The organism is Methylobacterium sp. (assembly GCF_019745455.1).
Lineage (GTDB): Bacteria > Pseudomonadota > Alphaproteobacteria > Rhizobiales > Beijerinckiaceae > Methylobacterium.
This window is the reverse complement of sequence record NZ_JAIETD010000020.1, coordinates 75,818-101,950: the sequence shown is the minus strand read 5'-3', so window position 1 is coordinate 101,950 and position 26,133 is coordinate 75,818. Positions and strand designations below refer to the sequence as shown.

Sequence of the window (26,133 nt, the reverse complement as noted above, 5' to 3'; positions counted from 1 at the left end):
CCCTAAGCCCTATCAATGCCTTACGCTACGCTCGCCACCACAGATCCACTGCCCTCGTGAATAAGACAGGCTAGGCCTTTCGACCCTCCGAGCGTCGGCACCGGCGTGCGGGCCGAACGACCTCGGCGCCAGAAACCGGACGGAACGCTATGAAGCGGATCGCCCCGGTTGGAGCGACCCGCCCTTCGGTATGTGCGAGGGCGGCCGATGCCTCAGCTTCAGCGGCCCTTTTTGTAGAGCTTGCTCGCAATCTCGAAGATTTCCTCTGGCGCATAATCGGGTGCGAATGCGCCGTAATTGCCGTCGAGTTCCGGGATCTTGCCGCCTTCCGGGTGGCCGTCGACGATCTCGAGGTTTCCCGGCGGATCGCCAGCCAAAGCCACCTCGTCGTTCGACCAGACTCCGGCAGCCTCTTTGTAGTCATCCGGGCTGAAGCGATAGAGGCGCCGATGTGAGCCCTCCTGAAGATACTTTTGACACTCAGGGATCTTGTCGAGGACGATGTTCGGGGTCGGGAGCATCTTCTCGATCTCGACGCCGGTCAGCTTCTTGAGCGCCAGGGCGTAGGCGTGTGCGTGGACCGAGCCGCGAACGAGCAGGTAGCCGCAGACCTCACGTCCGGTCGGGTCGCTGAGGGTCTCATAAACGCGCAGCTTGTGCAGGCGGGCGCCGCATTCCAGGTGGAAGTTGTGCAGAAGATCGATGATCAGGTTACCGGTCGTCGTGACCATGTCCATGTTCCAGGACGCGGCATTGGAGTTCATCGGCATCGCACCGCCGCCATTCGACAGGAAGCTTCCGGCGAGGCGGATGTCTTTCATGTCTTCGAAGGGCGCCTTCGAGATGTCGACGTCTTCTTTCGGGTTGCCAGGGCCGCAATTGAGCATCGAGACGCCGGTCGAGACGAGCTCGACATGGCCGAGCTCCTCGGCGAAGATACTCGACACGAGGCTATAGAAGGGGCGCAGTTTGGTCTTGTTGCGGAAATTGAAACTCTGGAACATGTAGTTTCCCAGGGTCGACATCTCTCCGTACTTACCGCCGAGCAGTTCTTGCAAAGCTGCGGCAGCATTGGGGTCGGGTCTCTTTGGTTGCGGAAGCTCGGCTTGCAAACGATCGATGCGCATAAACATAAGTTATTAACCCTCAGCGAAATGTTTATCGTGAGGATGCTACCGATGGCGCCGGGTTCGGTTCCGATAAAACATGAGACTGTGAATGGAGGGAAGACCGCCGGGGCCCGCCCTAACCGTCCCTAGCAACCTGCAGGAAATCTGTCGGCTCCGGGCGTTCGCCCGTGAAAACGCCGGCCGTTAGCCGTCGGCCGAAGACGCAGGCCGTGTCGAGATTTGTGCGGTAGCGGCGGAGTTCCGGTCTGCCCGACATCTGTGGAGTATGGCCGTGGACGACGTGCTTGCCGAAATCGAAATCCGCGCGGAGGAATGGCTCGCGTATCCATAGCCGGCTCCGAGTATTGGGATCGATTCCGGACTGGCCGGGCCGGAAGCCGGCATGAACGTAGTAGCGCTGCGCATCCGCATGAACGGTCGGGAGGCCCGAGACCCAGGTCAGAAGCTCGTGGGGCATGTCTTCCGGATCGTCGATACCAAACGAGGTCAGGGTCGCGTTACCTCCGTTCTCCAGCCAGGCGGTCGCTCCGAGGCCGGTCCTGTAGGCATCGATCAGCAGCGCCTCATGGTTGCCCATGAGGCATGTTACACATCCCGGTTCGCAACCCTCCAGTGCACGCAAGCGTGCGATGACGGCGTCACTGTCGGGTCCTCGGTCGATATAGTCGCCGAGGAATACGAGACTGCGCGGACGTCCGGCCGAATGATGATCGATGAGGGCCAGCAACCTGTCGAGGGCATCGGCGCAGCCATGGATGTCGCCGATCGCGTAGGTGAGATCTGTCACGGACGGCCTTCTGATCGGGTTGGCGGATCGGGCTGGAACGTCTGGGCGCAACGCTTCGATCTTCTCATCAGGTGATGATGGTGGAATGGCCGGGCTTCCGCCTCCGTCGGGCGTGCGGGCTCCCTTCGAACTCATCGGGTTGGTCCCATTTGAGACATCCCTTGATCATCGGACGGCAAGCCTCTATCGCAGCCGCGTCTTACGTCCGGCTCGCCGTGTCGAGCCACTCTTCAGTCGAGCCGTCCCAATTGACGGCATGCTCGATTTTGCCGCAGGAAAGTGACGATGGCCAAAGAGAAGTTTGCTCGCACGAAGCCGCACTGCAACATTGGCACGATTGGTCACGTTGACCACGGCAAGACGTCGTTGACGGCGGCGATCACGAAGGTGCTGGCGGAGTCGGGCGGCGCGACGTTCACGGCCTACGACCAGATCGACAAGGCACCCGAGGAGAAGGCACGCGGGATCACGATCTCGACCGCTCACGTGGAGTACGAGACGGCGAACCGTCACTACGCCCACGTCGACTGCCCGGGCCACGCGGATTACGTGAAGAACATGATCACGGGCGCGGCGCAGATGGACGGCGCGATCCTGGTGGTGTCGGCGGCCGACGGCCCGATGCCGCAGACCCGCGAGCACATCCTGCTCGCCCGCCAGGTCGGCGTTCCGGCGCTGGTGGTGTTCCTGAACAAGGTCGACCTCGTCGACGACGCCGAGCTCCTCGAGCTCGTCGAGATGGAGGTGCGCGAGCTCCTCTCCAAGTACGACTTCCCCGGCGACGACATCCCGATCACCAAGGGCTCGGCCAAGGTGGCTCTGGACAACGGCGACAAGGCGGTCGGCCATGACGCGGTGCTGGCCTTGATGGCGAGCGTGGATGCCTACATCCCGCAGCCCGAGCGTCCGATCGACAAGCCGTTCCTGATGCCGATCGAGGACGTGTTCTCGATCTCGGGCCGCGGCACGGTGGTGACGGGCCGGGTCGAGCGCGGCATCGTCAAGGTCGGCGAGACCGTGGAGATCGTCGGCATCCGGGCGACCCAGACCACCACGGTGACGGGCGTCGAGATGTTCCGCAAGCTGCTCGACCAGGGCCAGGCCGGCGACAATGTCGGCGTGCTCCTGCGCGGCACCAAGCGCGAGGACGTCGAGCGCGGCCAGGTCGTGTGCAAGCCCGGCTCGGTCAAGCCGCACACCAAGTTCAAGGCCGAGGCCTACATCCTGACCAAGGAGGAGGGCGGGCGCCACACCCCGTTCTTCACCAACTACCGGCCTCAGTTCTACTTCCGCACCACCGACGTGACCGGCGTGTGCGAGTTGCCCGAGGGCACCGAGATGGTGATGCCGGGCGACAGCGTCACCATGGACGTCACCCTCATCGTGCCCGTCGCCATGGAAGAGAAGCTGCGCTTCGCCATCCGTGAAGGCGGCCGAACCGTCGGCGCCGGCGTCGTCGCCGCTATCAACGACTGAGCTCTCAGGCTCATGCGAACCTGATGCAATCAGCGCGCGCATCGGGCTCGTGAATGCAGGGCGGATCCCGTCCCGAAGGATTATCCACATCAACGCCGGTGCTTCGTCTTGACGTAGCGCCGGCGTCGCCGTTTCTTAACCCTGGGTTGCAAGCCGAGAGGCTGTCTCATGGGTTCTGATACGTCGGCGGCGCGAAACCGGTATCGCCTCCTCACCAGACGAAGCTTGATGGCGACTGCCCTGTCGGCGTTTGCCCCCTCGTATCCGGCTCTGGGGGCGTCCAAGAACGCACCGGAAGGAGCGCTCGCGTTTCGAGACGAGGTTCTGATCCTCCTTCGCCGCGACTTTCCCGATGCGCCAGTCAGTCTTACGGACGACCCCGAAGAGGTCGTCATCGGACGCTTCACGCTTTACCTCGGCAATCTCCGGCGAAAATCCAATGGGCTGATCGGGATCGAGCGACGCGCCGCCATCCTCGACTACCTGCGTCCGCTCGCGACCGCCAAGCCACTACCGAGCCAGCCTCAGCCGGCAGAGAGCTTCGCCGACGCCTCGAAGCGCTTGCGCATCCAACTCGTCCCGAACGAGTATGAGCAACAGGCACCTCTGCTGACCTGCCGCCCCTTTTCCAAAAGGCTCCTCGTCGCCTACGTCCTCGACGAGCAGAACCGCTACCAGATGGTCACTCGGCCTATCTTCGAGAGCTGGGGCGTCGATCAGCAGACCGTCGAGGAGATCGCCAAGCGGAACCTCGAACTCGCCTCGGGCGGCGTTCAGGTCCATATCTCGCCCACGGGAAAAACGGGACGTTTCGCAACCCTCGCAGACGAAAGCGGATATGCGGCGGCGAGCCTCCTCCTGCCTATGGTGATGGACCAGATTCAGGAGGGTCTGCGGACACCCAGCATCATCGCCGCCGTCCCCACCCGCGACATCCTCATCGCCTGGTCGTCTGACTCCGAGGAGAAAGCGCGCCTCGCGAACGCCGTCACGTCCTATGCGAGCAAAGGTCCCTACAGCCGAAGCACGGAATTATTCTCCTACTCGCGCAAGGGTCTCCGACCGTTGAACGCATCCGAAATGGCCAAACACGGCCGTTAGGTAACATCGAATTTCGCCGGCTCGCATATGCCGAGTCTCTTGCACACTCTGCCGGTATCGGGCATGGAGCGTGCCGCGTAGGAGTGTAGCTCAACTGGTCAGAGCGTCGGTCTCCAAAACCGAAGGTTGCGGGTTCGAGTCCCTCCACTCCTGCCATTATTGTTCAAGCGCGGTGCCTGATCGATTTCCTCCTCCGGAGCCTCGATCAGAAGCGCATTTCGTGCTCTCGGTCGACAGGTCTCCCGCGGTCGACAAGACACGGGACTTGCGCTAGAGCATTCGCACTCCGAGATCGGTGACTGTGTTCGGTGCGGGCTTCGACCAGAGCCTCCGCGCCGGTACGCTTTCCGGTTAGGATCGATTTTCCCTGTTGTTGGCATCAATGGCATCGAACGAAGCAACCAAGAAGGTGGACCCGGCGCGCAGCCCGCAGCGCGGCTCCGCCTCGCCGACGCCGCCCCGGGCTACCCCGCCCGCGCGGCCAGCTCCCAAGCGCGTCGGCCCGTTCGAGTTCCTGTCCCAGGTGCGCGACGAAGGCCGCAAGGTCACGTGGCCGACGCGCAAGGAGACAGTTGTGACGACTATCATGGTGTTCATCATGGTCGTCGTGGCGAGCCTGTTCTTCACTGCCGTGGATCAGGTCCTGCGCTACCTCGTCACCCTGATCCTCGGGGTCGGGGCCTAAGAACTTTCTCGGCCCGACCGGTGCTCAGCGCCAGGGCCGACTGACGTCAGGATTTGGTGAGAACCGTGTCGAAGCGCTGGTACATCGTCCACGCCTACTCGAATTTCGAGAACAAGGTCGCGCAGTCCATCAAGGACCAGGCGGCTCAGCGCGGCCTGATGGAGCTGTTCGACGAAGTGATGGTGCCGACCGAGAAGGTTGTGGAGGTCCGTCGTGGCCGTAAGGTCGACGCCGAGCGCAAGTTCTTCCCCGGCTACGTGCTGGTGAAGTGCGACCTCACCGACGAGGTCTACCACCTCATCAAGAACACCCCGAAGGTCACAGGCTTTCTCGGAGCCGACAAGTCGAAGCCGGTGCCGATTCCTGATTCGGAGGCCGAGCGAATCAAGGGTCAGGTTGCCGAGGGCGTCGACCGGCCGAAGCCGTCGATCTCCTTCGAGATCGGCGAGATCGTCCGCGTCGCCGACGGTCCGTTCGCCTCGTTCAACGGCACCGTGGAGGAGATCGACGAGAGCCGCTCGCGCCTCAAGGTCGCCGTTTCCATCTTCGGCCGCGCCACGCCGGTCGAGCTCGAATACGCCCAGGTCGAAAAGGCCTGAACGTAGCGCGCCGCCTGCCGGTGCGCATCATCCGCGGGAGGCCCGCCCGGTTCGCCGCCGGGATCTACGGGCCGCACCGCGACCTGCAACCGTCCGAACCGACCGTGCTGAGGCAGCCGGACGGCGGACATTTCTTTGGGAGCAGTCCCTATGGCGAAGAAGATCACGGGCTACGTGAAGCTTCAGGTCCCGGCCGGCGCCGCCAATCCGTCGCCGCCCATCGGCCCAGCGCTCGGTCAGCGCGGCCTCAACATCATGGAATTCTGCAAGGCCTTCAACGCGAAGACTGCGCAGATCGAGAAGGGTACCCCGATCCCGGTCGTCATCACGGCCTACCAGGACCGGTCCTTCACCTTCGAGATGAAGCAGCCACCGGTCACCTTCTTCCTGAAGAAGGCCGCAGGCTTGAAGATCGGCAAGAAGCCGGCTTCCGGCTCGAAGACGCCCGGCAAGGGCCCGACGGTGGGCAAGGTGACCGAAGCGCAGTTGCGCGAGATCGCCGAGAAGAAGATGCCCGACCTGAACTGCGACTCGGTGGATGCCGCTGTCGCGATGATCCGTGGCTCCGCGCGGGCCATGGGCCTCGACGTCGTCGCTTGAGGGGGAGGGCACAATGGCACATGAAGGCAAGCGTATCCGCGCCGCCCGCGAGGGCATCGACGCGCTGAAGCTCTATCCGATCGCCGAGGCGATCAAGCTCGTGAAGGACAAGGCCAGCGCCAAGTTCGACGAGACGGTCGAGATCTCGATGAACCTCGGCGTCGACCCGCGCCACGCCGATCAGATGGTCCGCGGCGTCTGCAACCTGCCCAACGGCTCCGGCCGGACGGTGCGGGTGGCGGTCTTCGCCCGCGGCGCCAAGGCCGAGGACGCCAAGGCGGCCGGCGCCGACATCGTCGGAGCGGAGGATCTCCTCGAGATCGTCCAGAGCGGCAAGATCGAGTTCGATCGCTGCATCGCGACCCCGGACATGATGCCCCTCGTGGGACGTCTCGGTAAGGTTCTGGGTCCGCGCGGCCTGATGCCGAACCCGAAGGTCGGAACCGTCACCATGGACGTGAAGGGTGCCGTTGCGGGCGCCAAGGGCGGCTCGGTGGAGTTCCGCGTCGAGAAGGCGGGCATCGTGCATGCCGGCATCGGCAAGGTGTCGTTCGACGCCGACAAGCTCGTCGAGAACATCAAGGCCTTCGCCGATGCGGTCTCCAAGGCCAAGCCGGCTGGCGCCAAGGGCACCTACATCCAGCGCGTCGCCGTGACCTCCTCGATGGGTCCGGGCGTGCGGGTCGAGCCTGCGAGCGTTCTCGCAGTCTGATCGTGCTCCTCCTTGAGATTTGAAGCGCCCGGCCCACAAGGCCGGGCGTTTTTCGTTCTCCTCGGCCAGAATGCCCGTCCGCCTTTCCGCCAGCAGCGTCACCGTGGCTCCGGCGAACATCGCGAACGCGAAAACGCAGCCGGAGACGGCGCCGGCCATGGTCGGCGCGAGTGGCGCCCCTGCGCGACGTCGCAAGGTTTAGCGGCCGAGCAGCCAGCGACAAAAAACGACGCGCCCAGTGTTGCGGCAGGGTGATGATTCCGGCGCAGGCTGTGCTAGAACGCCGGGCATGCGATGCACCCTCCCGGTCTCATCCCGCCGACGCATCCTCTGCGTCTTCCCCGCCTACACGCCGTCCTTCGGGACATTCGCCCACGCCTACCCCCTCATGGGCGGCGTGAAGGCGTTCATGCCGCCGCAAGGCCTTCTCCTCATCGCGGCCTACATGCCCGAAGCGTGGGAGTGCCGCTTCATCGACGAGAACATCAAGCGGGCTAGGGCGGAGGATTTCGCCTGGGCCGACGCGGTGTTCGTGTCGGGCATGCACATCCAGGCGCCGCAGATCAGGGATATCTACGCCCGTGCCAATGAAGCCGGCAGGGTCACCGTCCTCGGCGGTCCCTCGGTCTCGGGTGCCCCGGAGGAATATCCCGAATTCGATTACCTGCATGTCGGCGAGATCGGCGATGCCACCGACCAGCTCGTCGAGATCCTCGACCGCGACGTCTCGATACCGTCCGCCCAGGTCAAGCTGGAGACCAAGGAGCGGCTGCCGCTCGCCGACTTCCCATCGCCGGCCTACGAAGCGGCCCCCCTGAAGCGCTACCTTATCGGCTCCCTGCAGTTCTCGTCCGGCTGCCCATATCGTTGTGAATTCTGCGATATCCCTCAGCTCTACGGCCGCCAGCCGCGGCTGAAGACCCCTGAGCAGATGTGCGCCGAGCTCGACGCGATCATCTCCCAGCCGGGCCACCCGGCGGTGGTCTACTTCGTCGACGACAACTTCATCGGGAACCGCAAGGCGACCAAGGACATGCTGCCCCACCTAGTGGAGTGGCAGAAGAAGAACGCTTATCCGCTGCAATTCGCCTGCGAGGCGACGCTGAACATGGCCAAGCAGCCCGACATCCTCGAGCTGATGCGCCAGGCGAACTTCATGACGGTGTTCGTTGGCATCGAGACGCCCGAGGAGGAGGCGCTTGCGGGCATCGACAAGAAGCACAATGCCGCCGTGCCGATGTACGAGGCGATCGAAACCCTCAACAGCTATGGCCTCGAGGTGACCTCCGGCATCATTCTCGGCCTTGATACCGATACCGATGGGTCCGAGCAAAAGCTCATCGACTTCATCGACAAATCGGCGGTGCCGGTGCTGACGATGAACCTCCTCCAGGCGCTGCCGAAGACCCCGCTCTGGGACCGGCTCACCCGCGAGGGCCGCCTCGTCCACGACGCTTCACTCGAATCGAACGTCCTGTTCAAGCGCCCGCACGACGACGTCGTGGCGAGCTGGCGCCGGGCGATCGCCCACGCCTACGAGCCGGCCCATCTGTTCGAGCGGTTCCGGCATCAGGTCGAGGTGACTTATCCGAACCGGATCAAGACCCCGATGAAGGGCAAGCTGACCCGGACCAACCTGCGACGCGGCGTGATCCTCGGCTTCAACATCGCCCTGAGGGTCGGCCTGCTATCCGACTACAGGCGGGTGTTCTGGCGCGCGGCCGGCCACGCTCTCAAGCGCGGACAGATCGAGGCGATCTTCAACATGGGTTTCGTCGCACACCATCTCATCCGCTTCACGCGCGAGGCGCTGCGCGGCGAGCACAACGCCTCGTTCTACGCGGCCAAGGCCGACCAGAAGCGCCAGGAGCGCGAGCCCTGGTGGCGGGCGGCGCGGCGCTTCCTACCCACCTGAAAAGGCGGCGAAGCAGCGGCTCGGCGTCAAGGAAAATCCCGTGCCTGCGACGTATTTCTCGACGCGAGCCCCTTGGCACGCGACGTGCGAGGCTCTATAGACGCCCCTCAACGTTTTCATACATGAGAAAGGAATCGACCGATCGGTCGCATTCCGCATGAGAAATCGCCTGGGCAACCAGGCGGTTATGGCCGGCAGGTTTCGTGGGGCTTAACGCCTCGCGGAGCTTCGTCCGGCCATGTCCTGTCCGAGACTGCAGGCGCCGGGCAACCGGCTTAATCCTCAAAGCCTGCACAGACGGGGAAGACCGAATTCAACACCCTCGCTTCGCTGCCTCGAGCAGCGCGGGGAGGTATCGGTTTGAACCATCTCGCCCGTGTCGTCCGCCGTTCGCGGAGGCCGCCAGGGGACAGGGCCGTGAAGCGTCGTTCGAGGACGTTCCGGCTTCGATTCGTAGCCGAGTTCCGTCCCGGGCGGCATGTGCAACCGGCGGACCCGCTTCAGGGTTCCGCCAACCGGAGAGAGCCCCAGTGGACAGGACAGCCAAAGCTGATCTCGTCACGACGCTCAACGGCGTGTTTGCGAACACCGCCGTCGTTGTCGTGGCCCACTACAAAGGCCTTACGGTCGCCGACATGCAGAAGCTGCGCTCGCAGATGAAGCTCGCCGGTGCCACCGTGAAGGTCACCAAGAACCGCATCGCCAACATCGCTCTCGATGGCACGGACGTTTCCTCCATCAAGCCGCTCCTGAAGGGCCCGACCCTGCTCGCCTATTCGAGCGATCCGGTCGCGGCCGCCAAGGTGGCGGTGGACTTCGCCAAGACCAACGAGAAGCTCGTGATCCTTGGCGGCGCCATGGGGAAGACTTCCCTGAACCCGGACGGCGTGAAGGCCTTGGCCTCGCTTCCGTCCCTCGACGAACTGCGCGCCAAGATCGTGGGCCTCATCCAGGCTCCCGCGACCAAGATCGCCCAGGTCGTCAATGCGCCGGCGGCCAAGCTCGCCCGCGTGTTCGGGGCCTATGCCACGAAGGACGAAGCGGCCTGAGCCGGTTCACCCCTTCAAAATCCATCCGTTCAAACCGATATATGAAGGAACACTACAATGGCTGATCTCGCCAAGCTCGTCGACGACCTGTCGTCGCTCACCGTCCTCGAGGCCGCCGACCTCGCCAAGATGCTCGAAGAGAAGTGGGGCGTCTCGGCCGCCGCTGCCGTCGCCGTCGCTGCCGGCCCGGCCGCCGGTGGTGGCGCTGCCGCCGCCGCCGAGGAGCAGACCGAGTTCACGGTCATGCTCGCCGGCGCTGGCGACAAGAAGATCGAGGTCATCAAGGAGGTCCGCGCGATCACCGGCCTCGGCCTCAAGGAAGCCAAGGATCTCGTCGAGGCGGCTCCCAAGGCCGTCAAGGAGTCCGTCACGAAGGACGAGGCCGAGAAGATCAAGGCCCAGCTCGAGAAGGCCGGCGCCAAGGTCGAACTCAAGTAAGGACGCGATGGACCTCTGCGGGTCCGTCAAGGTTCGGCGGGTCCTTTGAAGGACCGCCCACAATCCAGGCCCGCGGGTTCCGACCCGTGGGCCAAGGTCGCTTAAAGCGAGGTTGCTTCAAGTCGACCTGATCGGCCCTGGAACGGGCCTCTTGAGTGAGTTTCGGGTGAGGCCGGTCCGGCGGGGCTGTCTCATCGCCTGGTCGCGGGAGGCGTGTCGCCTTCCCCGGGCACCCGGTACGCGGAATGGTGGAGCGAGGTCACACATGGCCAACACGCTGGTCGGTCGCAAGCGCATTCGCAAGTTCTTTGGCAAGATCAAGGAAGTCGCCGAGATGCCGAACCTCATCGAGGTTCAGAAGGCATCCTACGACCAGTTCCTGATGATGGACGAGCCGGAGGGCGGCCGCGGCGACGAGGGCCTCCAGACCGTGTTCAAGTCGGTCTTCCCGATCTCGGACTTCTCCTCGACCGCCCTGCTCGAATTCGTGAAATACACGTTCGAGGCGCCGAAATACGACGTCGACGAGTGCCGCCAGCGCGGCATCACCTACGCGGCTCCCCTCAAGGTGACGCTGCGGCTTATCGTGTTCGATGTCGATCCAGACACGGGCGCGAAGTCCGTCAAGGACATCAAGGAGCAGGACGTCTACATGGGCGACATGCCCCTCATGACGGAGAACGGCACCTTCATCGTCAACGGCACCGAGCGCGTGATCGTCTCGCAGATGCACCGCTCGCCGGGCGTGTTCTTCGACCACGACAAGGGCAAGACCCACTCCTCGGGCAAGCTCCTGTTCGCCGCGCGCATCATTCCGTATCGCGGCTCGTGGCTCGACGTCGAGTTCGACGCCAAGGACATCGTGCATGTCCGTATCGACCGGAAGCGCAAGCTGCCCGTCACCTCGCTGCTGTTTGCGCTGGGCCTCGACGGCGAAGAGATCCTCTCAACCTTCTACAACCGCGTGGTCTACGACCGCGACGGCGCCGACTGGCGCGTGCCCTACGATGCCGAGCGCCTCAAGGGCTTCAAGGCTTCTGTCGATCTCGTCGATGCCGAGTCCGGCGAAGTCGTGCTCGAGGCCGGCAAGAAGCTCAACGCCCGCAATGCCCGGCAGATCGCCGAGCGCGGCGTCAACTTCCTGAAGGCCACGGACGAGGATCTGATCGGCCAGTACATCGCCGAGGATCTCGTCAACGAGAAGACCGGCGAGATCTGGGCCGAGGCCGGCGACGAGATCTCGGACAAGCTCTTGAAGAGCCTCGAAGAGGTCGGCATCGTCGAGCTGCCGGTGCTCGATATCGATCACGTCAATGTCGGTCCCTACATCCGCAACACGCTTGCCGTGGACAAGAACTCGTCCCGCGAGGGTGCGCTGTTCGACATCTACCGTGTCATGCGCCCTGGCGAGCCGCCCACCCTCGACACCGCCGAGGCGATGTTCCACTCGCTGTTCTTCGATTCCGAGCGCTACGACCTCTCGGCCGTTGGCCGCGTGAAGATGAACATGCGTCTGGACCTCGACGCAGAGGACACCGTGCGGACGCTTCGCCGCGAGGACATGCTCGCGGTCGTCAAGGCGCTCGTGGACCTGCGCGACGGCAAGGGCGAAATCGACGATATCGACCATCTCGGCAACCGCCGTGTGCGCTCGGTCGGCGAGCTCATGGAGAACCAGTACCGCCTCGGCCTGCTCCGCATGGAGCGCGCCATCAAGGAGCGCATGTCTTCGGTCGATATCGACACGGTCATGCCGCAGGACCTGATCAATGCGAAGCCAGCGGCTGCCGCCGTGCGCGAGTTCTTCGGCTCGTCGCAGCTCTCGCAGTTCATGGATCAGACCAACCCGCTCTCCGAGGTCACGCATAAGCGCCGCCTCTCGGCGCTTGGCCCGGGCGGCCTCACCCGTGAACGCGCCGGCTTCGAGGTGCGCGACGTGCACCCGACCCATTACGGCCGCATCTGCCCGATCGAGACGCCGGAAGGCCCGAATATCGGCCTGATCAACTCTCTCGCCACCTTCGCGCGGGTGAACAAGTACGGCTTCATCGAGACCCCGTTCCGGCGGGTCAAGGACGGCGTCGTCACCACCGAGGTCGCCTATCTCTCGGCGATGGAGGAGGCGAAGTACTTCGTCGCCCAGGCGAACGCCCAGATGGACGAGAACTTCAAGCTGACGGAAGACCTCGTGGTCTGCCGCCGGGCCGGCGACGTCATCGTGGTGGCGCCCGACCGTGTCGACCTCATGGATGTATCGCCCAAGCAGCTCGTCTCGGTGGCCGCGGCCCTGATCCCCTTCCTCGAGAACGACGACGCCAACCGCGCACTCATGGGCTCGAACATGCAGCGCCAGGCGGTGCCGCTGGTTCGCGCCGATGCGCCCTTCGTCGGCACCGGCATGGAGGCCGTCGTCGCTCGCGATTCCGGTGCCGCCATCGGCGCTCGGCGCTCGGGAATCGTCGACCAGGTCGACGCGACTCGTATCGTCATTCGCGCCACGGAAGAGGCCGATGCCACGAAGCCCGGCGTCGACATCTACCGCCTGCAGAAGTTCCAGCGCTCGAACCAGTCGACCTGCATCACGCAGAAGCCGCTGGTCCGCGTCGGCGAGGCCGTGAAGAAGGGCGAGATCATCGCCGACGGTCCCTCGACCGAATTCGGCGAGCTCGCGCTCGGCCGGAACGTGCTCGTCGCGTTCATGCCGTGGAACGGCTACAACTTCGAGGACTCGATCCTGCTTTCCGAGCGGATCGTGAAGGATGACGTGTTCACCTCGATTCATATCGAGGAATTCGAGGTGATGGCCCGCGATACCAAGCTCGGGCCGGAAGAGATCACCCGCGACATCCCGAACGTCTCGGAAGAGGCGCTCAAGAACCTCGACGAGGCCGGCATCGTCTATATCGGTGCCGAGGTCCACGCGGGCGACATCCTGTGCGGCAAGATCACCCCGAAGGGCGAGAGCCCGATGACGCCGGAGGAGAAGCTCCTTCGCGCCATCTTCGGCGAGAAGGCCTCGGACGTGCGCGACACCTCGCTGCGGGTGCCGCCGGGCGTCACCGGCACGATCGTCGAGGTCAGGGTGTTCAACCGCCACGGCGTCGACAAGGACGAGCGCGCCCAGGCCATCGAGCGCGAGGAGATCGAGCGCCTCGCCAAGGATCGCGACGACGAGCAGGCGATCCTCGACCGCAACACCTATGCACGCCTCTCCGATCTCCTGATCGGGCAGGCCCCGATCGCCGGACCGAAGGGTTTCAAGAAGGAGACCACCCTGACGCGGGAGCTCATCAACGAGTATCCGCGCTCGCAATGGTGGCAGTTCGCCGTGGTCGACGACCGTCTCATGACCGAGATGGAAGCGATGCAGAAGCAGTACGACGAGTCGAAGAAGCGTCTCGAGCAGCGCTTCCTCGACAAGGTCGAGAAGCTGCAGCGCGGCGACGAGCTCCCGCCCGGCGTGATGAAGATGGTCAAGGTCTTCGTCGCGGTGAAGCGCAAGATCCAGCCCGGCGACAAGATGGCCGGCCGCCACGGCAACAAGGGCGTCGTCTCGCGGATCGTGCCGATCGAGGACATGCCGTTCCTGGAAGACGGGACGCATGCCGATATCGTGCTCAACCCGCTCGGCGTGCCGAGCCGCATGAACGTCGGCCAGATCCTCGAGACCCATCTCGGCTGGGCCGCGGCAGGCCTCGGCCGCAAGGTCGGGCTCGCAGTGGATGCTTACCTGCGCAGCCATGACATCGCGCCGCTCAAGGCGGAGATGCAGGCGATCTACTCGCCGTCCGAACTCGAAGGGCTCAGCGACGAGGATTACGCAGAGGTCGGCAACAACCTGCGCCGCGGCGTGCCGATGGCGACGCCGATCTTCAACGGCGCCAAAGAGGCCGATATCGAGGCGATGCTGGAAATGGCCGGTCTCGACCGGTCGGCTCAGTCGACCCTCTATGACGGCCGCACCGGCGAGCCCTTCGACCGCAAGGTGACGATGGGCTACATCTACATGCTGAAGCTGCACCACCTCGTGGACGATAAGATCCACGCCCGGTCGATCGGTCCGTACTCGCTCGTCACCCAGCAGCCGCTGGGCGGCAAGGCGCAGTTCGGCGGTCAGCGCTTCGGCGAGATGGAGGTCTGGGCACTGGAGGCCTATGGCGCGGCCTACACGCTGCAGGAGATGCTCACGGTGAAGTCGGACGATGTCGCCGGCCGCACCAAGGTCTACGAGGCGATCGTCCGTGGCGACGACACCTTCGAGGCCGGTATCCCCGAGAGCTTCAACGTGCTCGTCAAGGAGATGCGTTCGCTCGGCCTCAACGTCGAGCTGACCTCGTCCAAGAAGACCGCCAACGACCAGATCGAGCCGCCTGCCGAGGCGGCCGAATAAGGCACGCTCCCGTGCCGGCTGAGGCGAGCCGGCACGGTTCGAGCGGGGAGGGGTAGCACCTTCCTAAACGGCCAGCGGCGACCCGGCCGGTCGCGGCGCCGACACATTTCAGTACGTGGCTGCCCGAGCGCGGGGCACCCCGTCATCAGGAGACGATCATGAACCAAGAGGTCATGAATCTTTTCAATCAGCAGGCACAGCCTCAGAGCTTCGACCAGATCAAGATCTCGATCTCGTCGCCTGAGAAGATCCTGTCGTGGTCCTTCGGCGAGATCAAGAAGCCCGAGACGATCAACTACCGGACGTTCAAGCCCGAGCGCGATGGCCTGTTCTGCGCGCGGATCTTCGGACCGATTAAGGATTACGAGTGCTTGTGCGGCAAGTACAAGCGCATGAAGTACAAGGGCGTCATCTGTGAGAAGTGCGGCGTCGAGGTCACCCTCGCGCGCGTGCGGCGTGACCGCATGGGCCATATCGAGCTCGCCGCGCCCGTGGCGCATATCTGGTTCCTGAAGTCGCTGCCCTCGCGCATTGGCCTCCTGCTCGACATGGCGCTCAAGGATCTCGAGCGGATCCTCTACTTCGAATCCTACGTCACGATCGAGCCGGGCCTCACCCCCTTGAAGGAGCGTCAGCTCCTGTCGGAGGAGGAGTACCTGCGCGCGCAGGAGGAGTACGGCGAGGACAGCTTCACCGCCATGATCGGCGCGGAAGCGATCCGTCGCATCCTGCAGGAGCTCGACCTCGACGGGATCGCGAACTCGCTTCGCGAAGAGATCGCGACGACAACATCCGAGCTGAAGCCGAAGAAGCTGCTCAAGCGCCTGAAGATCATCGAGGCCTTCCAGATGTCGGGCAACAAGCCCGAATGGATGATCCTCACCGTGGTGCCGGTGATCCCGCCGGATCTGCGTCCGCTCGTCCCCCTGGACGGAGGCCGCTTCGCCACGTCCGATCTCAACGACCTCTACCGCCGCGTCATCAACCGCAACAACCGTCTCAAGCGGCTGATCGAGTTGCGCGCGCCCGACATCATCATCCGCAACGAGAAGCGGATGCTGCAGGAGGCCGTTGACGCCTTGTTCGACAATGGCCGTCGCGGCCGCGTCATCACGGGCGCCAACAAGCGCCCTCTGAAGTCGCTCGCCGACATGCTCAAAGGTAAGCAGGGCCGTTTCCGCCAGAACCTGCTCGGCAAGCGCGTCGATTATTCGGGCCGCTCGGTCATCGTGGTCGGTCCGGAGCTGAAGCTGCACCAGTGCGGCCTGCCCAAGAAGATGGCGCTGGAGCTGTTCAAGCCGTTCATCTACGCGCGCCTCGACGCCAAAGGCTTCTCCGCCACCGTCAAGCAGGCGAAGAAGCTCGTCGAGAAGGAGAAGCCCGAGGTCTGGGATATCCTCGACGAGGTGATCCGCGAGCATCCGGTGATGCTCAACCGCGCCCCGACGCTCCACCGTCTCGGCATCCAGGCCTTCGAGCCGAAGTTGATCGAGGGCAAGGCGATCCAGCTGCACCCGCTCGTCTGCGCGGCGTTCAACGCCGACTTCGACGGCGACCAGATGGCCGTCCACGTGCCGCTCTCGCTCGAGGCCCAGCTCGAAGCGCGCGTGCTGATGATGTCGACGAACAACATCCTGCACCCGGCCAACGGTCAGCCGATCATCGTGCCCTCGCAGGACATCGTCCTCGGCCTCTACTACCTGTCGATCGTCGGCGAGGGTCTGCCCGGTGCCTTCGACGGCACCAACAAGCAGAACCCGATGCAGGGCGTCTACGGCACCGTAGGAGAGCTCGAGCACGCCCTCGCCGCAGGCGCGGTCAAGCTGCATTCCAAGATCAAGTGGCGCTGGAAGGGCATCGGCCCGGACGGCGAGCCGCTGACGAAGACCTACGACACCACGCCTGGCCGCGTGATCCTGTCCGGCGCCCTGCCGCTGCACAAGAACGTCCCCTTCGACGTCGTCAACAAGCTGATGACCAAGAAGGAGATCTCCGCGATGATCGACACCGTCTACCGCCATTGCGGTCAGAAGGAATCGGTCATCTTCTGCGACCGGATCATGGGTCTGGGCTTCAACCACGCGTTCAAGGCCGGCATCTCGTTCGGCAAGGACGACATGGTCGTGCCGGACAACAAGTGGCCGATCGTCGACGACACCCGCGCGCTCGTGAAGGATTACGAGCAGCAGTACAATGACGGCCTGATCACTCAGGGCGAGAAGTACAACAAGGTCGTCGACGCCTGGGCCAAGTGCTCCGACAAGCTCACCGCCGAGATGATGTTGCGCATCTCGACCGTGCAGAAGGACGAGAACGGCGCGGATAAGCAGGTCAACTCGATCTACATGATGAGCCATTCGGGTGCGCGCGGTTCGCCGGCGCAGATGAAGCAGCTTGCCGCCATGCGCGGCTTGATGGCCAAGCCCTCGGGCGAGATCATCGAGACGCCCATCATCTCGAACTTCAAGGAAGGCCTCGACGTTCTCGAGTACTTCAACTCCACCCACGGCGCCCGCAAGGGCCTCGCGGACACGGCGTTGAAGACCGCGAACTCCGGCTACCTCACCCGTCGTCTCGTCGACGTGGCGCAGGATGCGGTCATCCGCGAGGTCGATTGCGGCACGACCAACGGCATCAAGATGCGCGCCATCGTCGATGCCGGCCAGGTTGTGGCCCCGCTCTCGATCCGTATCCTCGGCCGCGCCACGGCCGAGGACCTGGTGGCCCAGGACGGCACCGTGATCGTCAAGACCAACGAGACGATCGAGGAGAAGCATCTGCCCGCCATCCAGGCGGCCGGCATCCAGGAGGTGAAGATCCGCTCGGTGCTCGTCTGCGCCACGAAGAGCGGCGTCTGCGCCACCTGCTACGGGCGCGATCTTGCCCGCGGCACGCCCGTCAACATGGGCGAGGCCGTCGGCGTCATCGCGGCGCAGTCGATCGGCGAGCCGGGCACGCAGCTCACCATGCGTACCTTCCACATCGGAGGCGCCGCGCAGATCGCCGACTCGTCCTTCATCGAGTCGAGCTTCGAGGGCACGATCAAGATCCGCAACAGGGCGCTGGCGCGCAACACCGACGGCGATCTGATCGCCACAGGTCGTAACGTCGCCGTCGTCATCGTCGGTTCGGATGGTTCCGAGCGGGCGGTCCACCGCCTGCAATACGGTGCGCGCCTGCGCGTCGACGAGGGCGACAAGGTCAAGCGCGGCCAGCGCATCGCCGAGTGGGACCCCTATACCCGTCCGATCATCACCGAGACCGACGGCGTGGTCGCCTACGAAGACCTCATCGACGGCCAGTCCATCACCGAGACCACCGACGAGTCGACCGGCATCGCCAAGCGCGTCGTCATCGACTGGCGCGGCACGGCTCGGACGGCGGATCTCAAGCCGGCGATGCTGGTGCTCGACAAGGACGGCAAGCCGATGAAGCTGCCGCGCGGCTCGGATGCCCGCTACTTCCTGCCCGTCGACGCCATCATCGGCTACGATCCGGGAGCGACGGTGAAGGCCGGCGACATCCTGGCTCGTGTCTCCACCGACTCGGCCAAGACCCGCGACATCACCGGCGGTCTGCCGCGGGTGGCGGAGCTGTTCGAGGCGCGTCGTCCGAAGGACGCGGCGATCATCGCCGAGAAGTCGGGCACGATCCAGTTCGGGCGCGACTACAAGAACAAGCGTCGTCTCACGCTGACGCCGCATGACGGTTCGGAGGCGGTCGAGTACCTGATCCCCAAGGGCAAGCACATCCACTTGCAGGACGGGGACGTGGTGGAGCTCGGCGACTACATCGTCGATGGCAACCCGGCGCCGCACGACATCCTGGCGATCAAGGGCGTGGAGGAGCTTGCCGCCTACCTCGTCAACGAGATCCAGGAGGTCTACCGGCTCCAGGGCGTGTCGATCAACGACAAGCACATCGAGGTCATCGTCCGGCAGATGCTGCAGAAGGTGGAGATCACCGATGGTGGCGATTCCGAGATCCTGACGGGCGATCAGATCGACCGGACGGAGCTCGCCGAGGTCAACGAGAAGCTCCTTGCCGAGGGCAAGAAGCCGGTCGTCGGCGTTCCGGTACTGCTCGGCATCACCAAGGCGAGCTTGCAGACGAAGTCGTTCATCTCGGCGGCCTCGTTCCAGGAGACCACCCGCGTCCTCACCGAGGCGGCCGTCAACGGCAAGATCGACTACCTCGAAGGCCTCAAGGAGAACGTGATCGTCGGATCGCTGATCCCGGCCGGAACGGGCTCGATGGCGGCCGATATCCGTGCCGTCGCACGGCGCCGCGACGCCATGATCCTCGAGCAGAAGGCGACCGAGAGCGGAGCCCACAAGCTCAACGAGCTACCCTCGGCCGCCGAGTAAGGCCACCGGGCTTAGACACTGTCCGAAGGGGCTGCCGAGAGGCGGCCCCTTCTTCGTTCCACCGCAATAATTCCGGAGTTCCGGCGAAACAGCCAAGGATTCCACCCTGACCCGAAGCGCCGATCGCCCCAGGAACGTTACGTTTCCTTCACATCCAGCCACTTCGCGGTTGACGTCAGGCGAATCCGGCTCTAACAGACCCACATTGAACGGCTGGCCGTAGGCGGTAGCCGATCGACGCGCTTCCTCAGAAGCCACGATCCAGACCGCCTAAACGCGACCGACATTCAAAACGACGAACACGTGTCAGTCTGGTACGACCGCGGGCCTAGCGTCTGTGGTCCTCTGCTCGCAACGACGCGCCAAAGGCTGATCGCAGCCTGGGGCGCGGTTTTGCGTTTCGCTGTACCCCAGCGGTCGACACGAGACAGATGATTTCGACGGTCGCCATGAGGCGACGCGTTGCGAGAGGATTGGCATGCCGACGATCAACCAGCTGATCGCCCAGCCGCGCAAGGCGCAGAAGAGCCGCAACAAGGTGCCGGCCCTCGAGGCCTGCCCGCAGAAGCGTGGCGTCTGCACGCGCGTCTACACGACGACCCCGAAGAAGCCGAACTCCGCGCTCCGCAAGGTCGCCAAGGTTCGTCTGACCAATGGCTTCGAGGTCATCGGCTACATCCCGGGCGAGGGCCACAACCTTCAGGAACACTCCGTGGTGATGATCCGCGGCGGCCGCGTGAAGGATCTTCCGGGCGTGCGCTACCACATCCTGCGCGGCGTGCTCGACACGCAGGGCGTCAAGGGCCGCAAGCAGCGCCGCTCGAAGTACGGCGCCAAGCGTCCGAAGTAAGATCTGCGTCCCAAGCAAGAATTCGCGCACCCCACAAGGATGTCGCCGGCCATTCGCCCAAGGCGGCCTGCGTGGGGTGGTTCAGATTGAAGTGATACCGATACGGAGCGAGCGATGTCCCGCCGCCATTCTGCCGAGAAGCGTGAAATCATCCCCGACGCCAAGTACGGCGACGTCGTGCTCACCAAGTTCATGAATTCGATCATGTACGAGGGCAAGAAGTCGATCGCCGAAGGCATCGTTTACGGCGCCTTCGACATCGTCGAGAGCCGCGCCCGCACGAACCCGATCGAGGTGTTCCGCGCCGCCCTCGACAATGTTGCCCCGGCCATCGAGGTCCGCTCGCGCCGCGTCGGCGGCGCCACCTACCAGGTTCCGGTCGAGGTTCGCACCGAGCGCCGCCAGGCGCTGGCGATCCGTTGGCTGATCCAGGCCGCCCGTGGTCGGAACGACCGCACCATGGTCGAGCGGCTCTCGGCCGAACTCCTCGATGCCGCGAACAACCGCGGCAACGCCGTCAAGAAGCGGGAAGACACGCACCGGATGGCGGAAGCCAACCGCGCCTTCTCGCACTACCGCTGGTAAGCGGCCTCAGGACTCTTCAGGAGCAATCCGATGCCCCGCACGCACGCGATCGAGGACTACCGCAACTTCGGCATCATGGCCCACATCGATGCTGGCAAGACCACGACCACCGAGCGGATCCTCTACTACACCGGCAAGTCCCATAAGATCGGCGAAGTCCACGACGGCGCCGCGACCATGGATTGGATGGAGCAGGAGCAGGAGCGTGGCATCACGATCACCTCGGCTGCGACTACCTGCTTCTGGCGCGAAAAGCGCCTGAACATCATCGACACTCCCGGCCACGTCGACTTCACGATCGAAGTGGAGCGGTCTCTGCGCGTGCTCGACGGCGCGGTCTGCGTCCTCGACGGCAACCAGGGCGTGGAGCCCCAGACCGAGACCGTCTGGCGTCAGGCTGACAAGTATGACGTGCCGCGCATCGTGTTCGTCAACAAGATGGACAAGATCGGCGCCGACTTCTTCAAATGCGTGGCGGACATCATCGACCGCGTCGCAGGCAAGCCGGTCTGCCTGCAGCTTCCCATCGGTGCGGAGACCAGCTTCACCGGCGTGATCGACCTGATCAAGATGAAGGCCGTCGTCTGGACGAGCGAGCAGCTCGGCGCCGATTTCTCCGAGAAGGAGATCCCGGCCGATCTCCTCGACCAGGCGGTCGAGTACCGGCTCAAGCTCGTCGAGGCCTGCGTCGAGATGGATGACGACGCCATGACGGCGTACCTGGACGGTGTCGAGCCGGATGCCGAGACGATGCGTCGTCTCGTGCGCACCGCCGTGCAACGCCGTGCGTTTCACCCGGTTCTCTGCGGCTCGGCCTTCAAGAACAAGGGCGTTCAGCCCCTGCTCGACGCGGTGGTGGATTACCTGCCCTCGCCCGAGGGCCGCGGCGAGATCAAGGGTCTGGATTTCAAGACCGAGGAAGAGGTCGTCCGCCATCCCACGGACACCGACCCCTTCTCAATGCTTGCCTTCAAGATCATGGACGACCCCCACGTTGGCACGATCACGTTCTGCCGCGTCTACTCGGGCAAGATCGAGTCCGGCGCCAACGTGATCAATTCGACCCGCGACAAGAAGGAGCGCGTCGGCCGCATGCTGCTGATGCACGCCAACAACCGTGAGGACGTCAAGGAAGCCTTCGCCGGCGACATCGTGGCGTTGGCCGGCCTCAAGGATACTCGGACCGGAGACACTCTCTGCGATCCGCAGAAGGCCGTCATCCTCGAGAAGATGGAGTTCCCCGAGCCGGTCATCGAGATCGCGGTCGAGCCGAAGTCGAAGGCCGACCAGGAGAAGCTCGGTATCGCCCTCGCCAAGCTCGCGGCGGAGGATCCGTCCTTCCGCGTCTCGACCGATCAAGAGTCGGGCCAGACCATCCTCAAGGGGATGGGCGAGCTCCACCTCGACATCAAGGTCGACATCCTGCGCCGCACCTACAAGGTCGACGCGAATATCGGCGCGCCTCAGGTGGCCTATCGTGAGAAGCTCACGAAGCGGACCGAGATCGACTACACCCACAAGAAGCAGACCGGCGGTACCGGTCAGTTCGCGCGGGTAAAGTTCGTGGTCGAGCCCAACGAGCCCGGCAAGGGCTTCGAGTTCGTCTCCAAGGTGATCGGCGGGTCGGTGCCCAAGGAATACATTCCGGGCGTCGAAAAGGGCCTCAACTCGGTGCTCGGCGCCGGTATCCTCGCGGGCTTCCCGGTGGTGGACATCAAGGTCGAGCTCGTGGACGGTGCCTACCACGACGTCGATTCGTCGGCTCTCGCCTTCGAGATCGCGTCACGCGCGGCGCTCCGTGAAGCCCTACAGAAGGGTGGTTCGGTGCTGCTCGAGCCGGTGATGAAGGTCGAGGTCGTCTCGCCGGAAGAGTATACCGGCTCGGTGATCGGGGATCTGAACTCCCGCCGTGGTCAGATCCAGGGCCAGGACATGCGCGGCAACGCCAACGTCATCAACGCGATGGTGCCGCTCGCCAACATGTTCGGCTACGTGAACCAGCTGCGCTCCTTCAGCCAGGGCCGCGCGAACTTCACGATGCAGTTCGACCATTACGAAGAGGTGCCGCGCGGCGAGGCCGAGAAGGTCGTCGCCAAGTACGCCTAAGGCGTATCGCTGCAGCACCCCACCCATTCATTCGGATAGACGGAGGCTACGATGGCCAAAGAGAAGTTTGCTCGCACGAAGCCGCACTGCAACATTGGCACGATTGGTCACGTTGACCACGGCAAGACGTCGTTGACGGCGGCGATCACGAAGGTGCTGGCGGAGTCGGGCGGCGCGACGTTCACGGCCTACGACCAGATCGACAAGGCACCCGAGGAGAAGGCACGCGGGATCACGATCTCGACCGCTCACGTGGAGTACGAGACGGCGAACCGTCACTACGCCCACGTCGACTGCCCGGGCCACGCGGATTACGTGAAGAACATGATCACGGGCGCGGCGCAGATGGACGGCGCGATCCTGGTGGTGTCGGCGGCCGACGGCCCGATGCCGCAGACCCGCGAGCACATCCTGCTCGCCCGCCAGGTCGGCGTTCCGGCGCTGGTGGTGTTCCTGAACAAGGTCGACCTCGTCGACGACGCCGAGCTCCTCGAGCTCGTCGAGATGGAGGTGCGCGAGCTCCTCTCCAAGTACGACTTCCCCGGCGACGACATCCCGATCACCAAGGGCTCGGCCAAGGTGGCTCTGGACAACGGCGACAAGGCGGTCGGCCATGACGCGGTGCTGGCCTTGATGGCGAGCGTGGATGCCTACATCCCGCAGCCCGAGCGTCCGATCGACAAGCCGTTCCTGATGCCGATCGAGGACGTGTTCTCGATCTCGGGCCGCGGCACGGTGGTGACGGGCCGGGTCGAGCGCGGCATCGTCAAGGTCGGCGAGACCGTGGAGATCGTCGGCATCCGGGCGACCCAGACCACCACGGTGACGGGCGTCGAGATGTTCCGCAAGCTGCTCGACCAGGGCCAGGCCGGCGACAATGTCGGCGTGCTCCTGCGCGGCACCAAGCGCGAGGACGTCGAGCGCGGCCAGGTCGTGTGCAAGCCCGGCTCGGTCAAGCCGCACACCAAGTTCAAGGCCGAGGCCTACATCCTGACCAAGGAGGAGGGCGGGCGCCACACCCCGTTCTTCACCAACTACCGGCCTCAGTTCTACTTCCGCACCACCGACGTGACCGGCGTGTGCGAGTTGCCCGAGGGCACCGAGATGGTGATGCCGGGCGACAGCGTCACCATGGACGTCACCCTCATCGTGCCCGTCGCCATGGAAGAGAAGCTGCGCTTCGCCATCCGTGAAGGCGGCCGAACCGTCGGCGCCGGCGTCGTCGCCGCTATCAACGATTAATCACACGAAACGATCACGTCCGCAGGGAACGATCGGGGGCGGGTCCTCGCGCCCGCCCCTTCAACGTCCCGCCAAGGTTTAGGTCATGAACGGTCAGAATATTCGTATCCGCCTCAAGGCGTTCGACCATCGCATTCTCGATGCGTCGACCCGTGAGATCGTCTCGACCGCCAAGCGCACCGGCGCCACCATCCGTGGTCCGATCCCGCTGCCGACGCATATCGAGAAGTTCACCGTCAACCGCTCGCCGCACATCGACAAGAAGTCGCGCGAGCAGTTCGAGATGCGCACGCACAAGCGTGTGCTCGATATCGTCGATCCGACGCCCCAGACCGTGGACGCGCTGATGAAGCTCGACCTCGCCGCCGGCGTGGACGTGGAGATCAAGCTCTAAGTCCCGCGGGGATTTAGAGCTTACCGTTTCATCGCGCGAGGGAGATACCTATGCGCTCAGGCGTCATTGCACAGAAGGTCGGGATGACCCGCATCTTTACGGATGCTGGGGAACACGTGCCCGTGACCGTGCTCAAGATCGATCAATGCCAGGTGGTTGCCCACCGCACCGTCGAGAAGAACGGCTACGTCGCCCTTCAGGTCGGCGTCGGCAAGGCCAAGGTAAAGAACGTGTCGGCCGCCGAGCGTGGCCGCTTCGCGGTCGCCAAGGTCGAGCCGAAGCAGAAGCTTGCCGAGTTCCGCGTGTCCGAGGACGCGATGATCCCGGTCGGTGCCGAGATCACGGCCGACCACTTCATTCCTGGTCAGTTCGTCGATGTCACCGGCACAACCACCGGCAAGGGCTTTGCCGGCGGCATGAAGCGCTGGAACTTCGGCGGTCTGCGCGCCACCCACGGCGTATCGATCTCGCACCGTTCGATCGGTTCGACCGGTGGCCGTCAGGACCCCGGCAAGACCTTTAAGAACAAGAAGATGCCCGGCCATATGGGCGTCGATCGGGTCACCACCCAGAACCTGCGCGTCGTGCGCACGGACCCTGAGCGTGGCCTCATCCTCGTCGAGGGCGCCGTACCGGGCGTCGCCGGCGGTTGGATCCAGATCCGCGACGCGGTGAAGCGCAAGCTTCCCGCTGACGTTCCGCAGCCTGGCAAGTTCCGTGAGCAGGGCGCCTCCGCCCCTGCCACCGAAGCGCCGGCTCCCGAGGCTCCCGCTTCCGAGGAGAACGCGTGATGAAGCTCGATATCACCACGCTCGACGGCGCCCAGGCCGGCTCGGTCGAGCTCGACGAGGCCATTTTCGGCCTCGAGCCCCGCGCAGATTTGCTCCAGCGCATGGTACGCTGGCAGCTCGCCAAGCGCCGCGCCGGCACTCATGCGGTCAAGAACCGCTCTGAGGTCGATCGCACGCGCAAGAAGCTGTACAAGCAGAAGGGCACCGGTAACGCCCGTCACGGCGCCGCCTCCGCTCCGCAGTTCCGCGGTGGCGGTCGTGCCTTCGGTCCGATCGTGCGCAGCCATGCTCACGATCTGCCGAAGAAGGTCCGTGCGCTTGCCCTCAAGCACGCGCTCTCGGCCAAGGCGAAGGACTCGACGCTCATAATCGTCGACGACGTGACGCTGGCCGATGGCAAGACCAAGGGTCTCGTCGAGCGCTTCGACAAGATGGGTCTGTCGAGCGCGCTGATCATCAGCGGGGCCGAGGTCGACGTGAACTTCGGTCGCGCCGCCCGCAACATCCCGATGATCGACGTGCTGCCGGTCCAGGGCATCAACGTCTATGACATCCTGCGCCGCGACAAGCTCGTGCTGACGCGCGCTGCCGTCGATGCGCTGGAGGCGCGTTTCAAATGAGTGCCGATCCGCGCCACTACGACATCATCGTCTCCCCGGTCATCACCGAGAAGGCGACGAACCTCACCGAGCAGAACAAGGTCGTCTTCCGGGTCGCCCCGAAGGCTACCAAGCCGCAGATCAAGGAAGCGGTCGAGAAGCTGTTCGACGTCAAGGTGGTGGGCGTGAACACGCTCGTCACCAAGGGGAAGAAGAAGATCTTCCGCGGTCTGCGCGGGCAGCGTTCGGACGTGAAGAAAGCGATCGTCACCCTCGCCGAAGGCGAGACGATCGACGTCACGACCGGCCTCTGAGAC

General features: G+C 64.3%; 21 protein-coding genes and 1 tRNA gene. 20 read left to right on the top strand and 2 right to left on the bottom strand.

Annotated features, from left to right (window positions below):
• Positions 1-218: 218 nt before the first annotated feature.
• Positions 219-1,133 carry a manganese catalase family protein gene (locus K2Y56_RS03810; RefSeq protein ID WP_292505243.1) on the bottom strand — a complete coding sequence of 305 codons (915 nt, stop codon included), beginning with the start codon at positions 1,131-1,133 and terminating at the stop codon, positions 219-221.
• Positions 1,134-1,245: 112 nt separating this feature from the next.
• The gene (locus K2Y56_RS03805; protein ID WP_292505240.1) at positions 1,246-1,917 is read right to left on the bottom strand and encodes a metallophosphoesterase family protein; all 672 of its coding nucleotides are present in this window, start codon (positions 1,915-1,917) and stop codon (positions 1,246-1,248) included.
• Positions 1,918-2,202: 285 nt separating this feature from the next.
• Here K2Y56_RS03805 and tuf (K2Y56_RS03800) point away from each other — a divergent pair, with 285 nt between their 5' ends.
• The 20 genes from tuf (K2Y56_RS03800) to K2Y56_RS03705 all read left to right on the top strand — a co-directional run bounded on the left by tuf (K2Y56_RS03800) (position 2,203) and on the right by K2Y56_RS03705 (position 26,130).
• Positions 2,203-3,393: an elongation factor Tu gene (gene tuf, locus K2Y56_RS03800; RefSeq protein ID WP_292505203.1), complete on the top strand. Its 1,191-nt coding sequence runs from the start codon at positions 2,203-2,205 to the stop codon at positions 3,391-3,393.
• Positions 3,394-3,621: 228 nt separating this feature from the next.
• The gene (locus K2Y56_RS03795) at positions 3,622-4,494 is read left to right on the top strand and encodes a hypothetical protein (protein WP_292505238.1); all 873 of its coding nucleotides are present in this window, start codon (positions 3,622-3,624) and stop codon (positions 4,492-4,494) included.
• Positions 4,495-4,573: 79 nt separating this feature from the next.
• Positions 4,574-4,650 (top strand) — tRNA-Trp (locus K2Y56_RS03790).
• A 226-nt stretch (positions 4,651-4,876) separates the two neighbouring features.
• Positions 4,877-5,179, top strand: coding sequence for a preprotein translocase subunit SecE (secE, locus tag K2Y56_RS03785; protein WP_292505235.1), 303 nt, complete (start codon positions 4,877-4,879; stop codon positions 5,177-5,179).
• Between the two features lie 65 nt (positions 5,180-5,244).
• On the top strand, positions 5,245-5,778 hold the full coding sequence (gene nusG, locus K2Y56_RS03780; RefSeq protein ID WP_292505232.1) for a transcription termination/antitermination protein NusG: 534 nt from the start codon (positions 5,245-5,247) through the stop codon (positions 5,776-5,778).
• Positions 5,779-5,928: 150 nt separating this feature from the next.
• Positions 5,929-6,378, top strand: a complete 450-nt coding sequence (rplK, locus tag K2Y56_RS03775) for a 50S ribosomal protein L11 (RefSeq protein WP_150966892.1) — start codon at positions 5,929-5,931, stop codon at positions 6,376-6,378.
• Positions 6,379-6,391: 13 nt separating this feature from the next.
• A complete protein-coding gene (gene rplA, locus K2Y56_RS03770; RefSeq protein ID WP_292505226.1) occupies positions 6,392-7,090 on the top strand; it encodes a 50S ribosomal protein L1 in 699 nt (232 codons plus the stop codon).
• Between the two features lie 289 nt (positions 7,091-7,379).
• A complete protein-coding gene (locus tag K2Y56_RS03765) occupies positions 7,380-9,005 on the top strand; it encodes a B12-binding domain-containing radical SAM protein (protein WP_292505223.1) in 1,626 nt (541 codons plus the stop codon).
• 530 nt (positions 9,006-9,535) lie between these two features.
• Positions 9,536-10,054, top strand: coding sequence for a 50S ribosomal protein L10 (gene rplJ, locus K2Y56_RS03760; protein WP_292505220.1), 519 nt, complete (start codon positions 9,536-9,538; stop codon positions 10,052-10,054).
• A 57-nt stretch (positions 10,055-10,111) separates the two neighbouring features.
• On the top strand, positions 10,112-10,492 hold the full coding sequence (gene rplL, locus K2Y56_RS03755; protein ID WP_292505217.1) for a 50S ribosomal protein L7/L12: 381 nt from the start codon (positions 10,112-10,114) through the stop codon (positions 10,490-10,492).
• A 265-nt stretch (positions 10,493-10,757) separates the two neighbouring features.
• Positions 10,758-14,882, top strand: a complete 4,125-nt coding sequence (gene rpoB, locus K2Y56_RS03750) for a DNA-directed RNA polymerase subunit beta (RefSeq protein ID WP_292505216.1) — start codon at positions 10,758-10,760, stop codon at positions 14,880-14,882.
• Between the two features lie 158 nt (positions 14,883-15,040).
• A complete protein-coding gene (gene rpoC / locus K2Y56_RS03745; protein WP_292505213.1) occupies positions 15,041-19,249 on the top strand; it encodes a DNA-directed RNA polymerase subunit beta' in 4,209 nt (1,402 codons plus the stop codon).
• A gap of 478 nt (positions 19,250-19,727) precedes the next feature.
• On the top strand, positions 19,728-20,099 hold the full coding sequence (gene rpsL, locus K2Y56_RS03740) for a 30S ribosomal protein S12 (RefSeq protein ID WP_292505211.1): 372 nt from the start codon (positions 19,728-19,730) through the stop codon (positions 20,097-20,099).
• A 114-nt stretch (positions 20,100-20,213) separates the two neighbouring features.
• Positions 20,214-20,684, top strand: a complete 471-nt coding sequence (gene rpsG / locus K2Y56_RS03735; protein WP_292505208.1) for a 30S ribosomal protein S7 — start codon at positions 20,214-20,216, stop codon at positions 20,682-20,684.
• A gap of 30 nt (positions 20,685-20,714) precedes the next feature.
• Complete coding sequence (gene fusA, locus K2Y56_RS03730) at positions 20,715-22,790, top strand: elongation factor G (protein WP_292505206.1); 2,076 nt, start codon at positions 20,715-20,717, stop codon at positions 22,788-22,790.
• A gap of 51 nt (positions 22,791-22,841) precedes the next feature.
• A complete protein-coding gene (tuf, locus tag K2Y56_RS03725) occupies positions 22,842-24,032 on the top strand; it encodes an elongation factor Tu (RefSeq protein ID WP_292505203.1) in 1,191 nt (396 codons plus the stop codon).
• Between the two features lie 85 nt (positions 24,033-24,117).
• Positions 24,118-24,426, top strand: a complete 309-nt coding sequence (gene rpsJ, locus K2Y56_RS03720) for a 30S ribosomal protein S10 (protein WP_018044230.1) — start codon at positions 24,118-24,120, stop codon at positions 24,424-24,426.
• A gap of 50 nt (positions 24,427-24,476) precedes the next feature.
• On the top strand, positions 24,477-25,217 hold the full coding sequence (gene rplC, locus K2Y56_RS03715; RefSeq protein ID WP_292505201.1) for a 50S ribosomal protein L3: 741 nt from the start codon (positions 24,477-24,479) through the stop codon (positions 25,215-25,217).
• Positions 25,217-25,837 carry a 50S ribosomal protein L4 gene (gene rplD / locus K2Y56_RS03710; RefSeq protein ID WP_292505199.1) on the top strand — a complete coding sequence of 207 codons (621 nt, stop codon included), beginning with the start codon at positions 25,217-25,219 and terminating at the stop codon, positions 25,835-25,837. The genes rplC and rplD overlap by 1 nt, the downstream gene beginning before the upstream one ends.
• A complete protein-coding gene (locus tag K2Y56_RS03705; protein ID WP_292505197.1) occupies positions 25,834-26,130 on the top strand; it encodes a 50S ribosomal protein L23 in 297 nt (98 codons plus the stop codon). Before rplD ends, K2Y56_RS03705 begins: the two co-directional genes overlap by 4 nt.
• The last annotated feature ends 3 nt before the right edge of the window (positions 26,131-26,133 follow it).

Coding starts and splice junctions, on each gene's coding strand:
- fusA (WP_292505206.1), top strand. CDS start 20,715: ATGCCCCGCACGCACGCGATCGAGGACTACCGCAACTTCGGCATCATG.
- rpoC (WP_292505213.1), top strand. CDS start 15,041: ATGAACCAAGAGGTCATGAATCTTTTCAATCAGCAGGCACAGCCTCAG.
- secE (WP_292505235.1), top strand. CDS start 4,877: ATGGCATCGAACGAAGCAACCAAGAAGGTGGACCCGGCGCGCAGCCCG.
- rplC (WP_292505201.1), top strand. CDS start 24,477: ATGCGCTCAGGCGTCATTGCACAGAAGGTCGGGATGACCCGCATCTTT.
- K2Y56_RS03705 (WP_292505197.1), top strand. CDS start 25,834: ATGAGTGCCGATCCGCGCCACTACGACATCATCGTCTCCCCGGTCATC.
- rpsG (WP_292505208.1), top strand. CDS start 20,214: ATGTCCCGCCGCCATTCTGCCGAGAAGCGTGAAATCATCCCCGACGCC.
- rpsL (WP_292505211.1), top strand. CDS start 19,728: ATGCCGACGATCAACCAGCTGATCGCCCAGCCGCGCAAGGCGCAGAAG.
- rplA (WP_292505226.1), top strand. CDS start 6,392: ATGGCACATGAAGGCAAGCGTATCCGCGCCGCCCGCGAGGGCATCGAC.
- K2Y56_RS03795 (WP_292505238.1), top strand. CDS start 3,622: ATGGCGACTGCCCTGTCGGCGTTTGCCCCCTCGTATCCGGCTCTGGGG.
- tuf (WP_292505203.1), top strand. CDS start 2,203: ATGGCCAAAGAGAAGTTTGCTCGCACGAAGCCGCACTGCAACATTGGC.
- K2Y56_RS03765 (WP_292505223.1), top strand. CDS start 7,380: ATGCGATGCACCCTCCCGGTCTCATCCCGCCGACGCATCCTCTGCGTC.
- tuf (WP_292505203.1), top strand. CDS start 22,842: ATGGCCAAAGAGAAGTTTGCTCGCACGAAGCCGCACTGCAACATTGGC.
- rplD (WP_292505199.1), top strand. CDS start 25,217: ATGAAGCTCGATATCACCACGCTCGACGGCGCCCAGGCCGGCTCGGTC.
- rpoB (WP_292505216.1), top strand. CDS start 10,758: ATGGCCAACACGCTGGTCGGTCGCAAGCGCATTCGCAAGTTCTTTGGC.
- K2Y56_RS03810 (WP_292505243.1), bottom strand. CDS start 1,133: ATGTTTATGCGCATCGATCGTTTGCAAGCCGAGCTTCCGCAACCAAAG.
- rplL (WP_292505217.1), top strand. CDS start 10,112: ATGGCTGATCTCGCCAAGCTCGTCGACGACCTGTCGTCGCTCACCGTC.
- rpsJ (WP_018044230.1), top strand. CDS start 24,118: ATGAACGGTCAGAATATTCGTATCCGCCTCAAGGCGTTCGACCATCGC.
- rplK (WP_150966892.1), top strand. CDS start 5,929: ATGGCGAAGAAGATCACGGGCTACGTGAAGCTTCAGGTCCCGGCCGGC.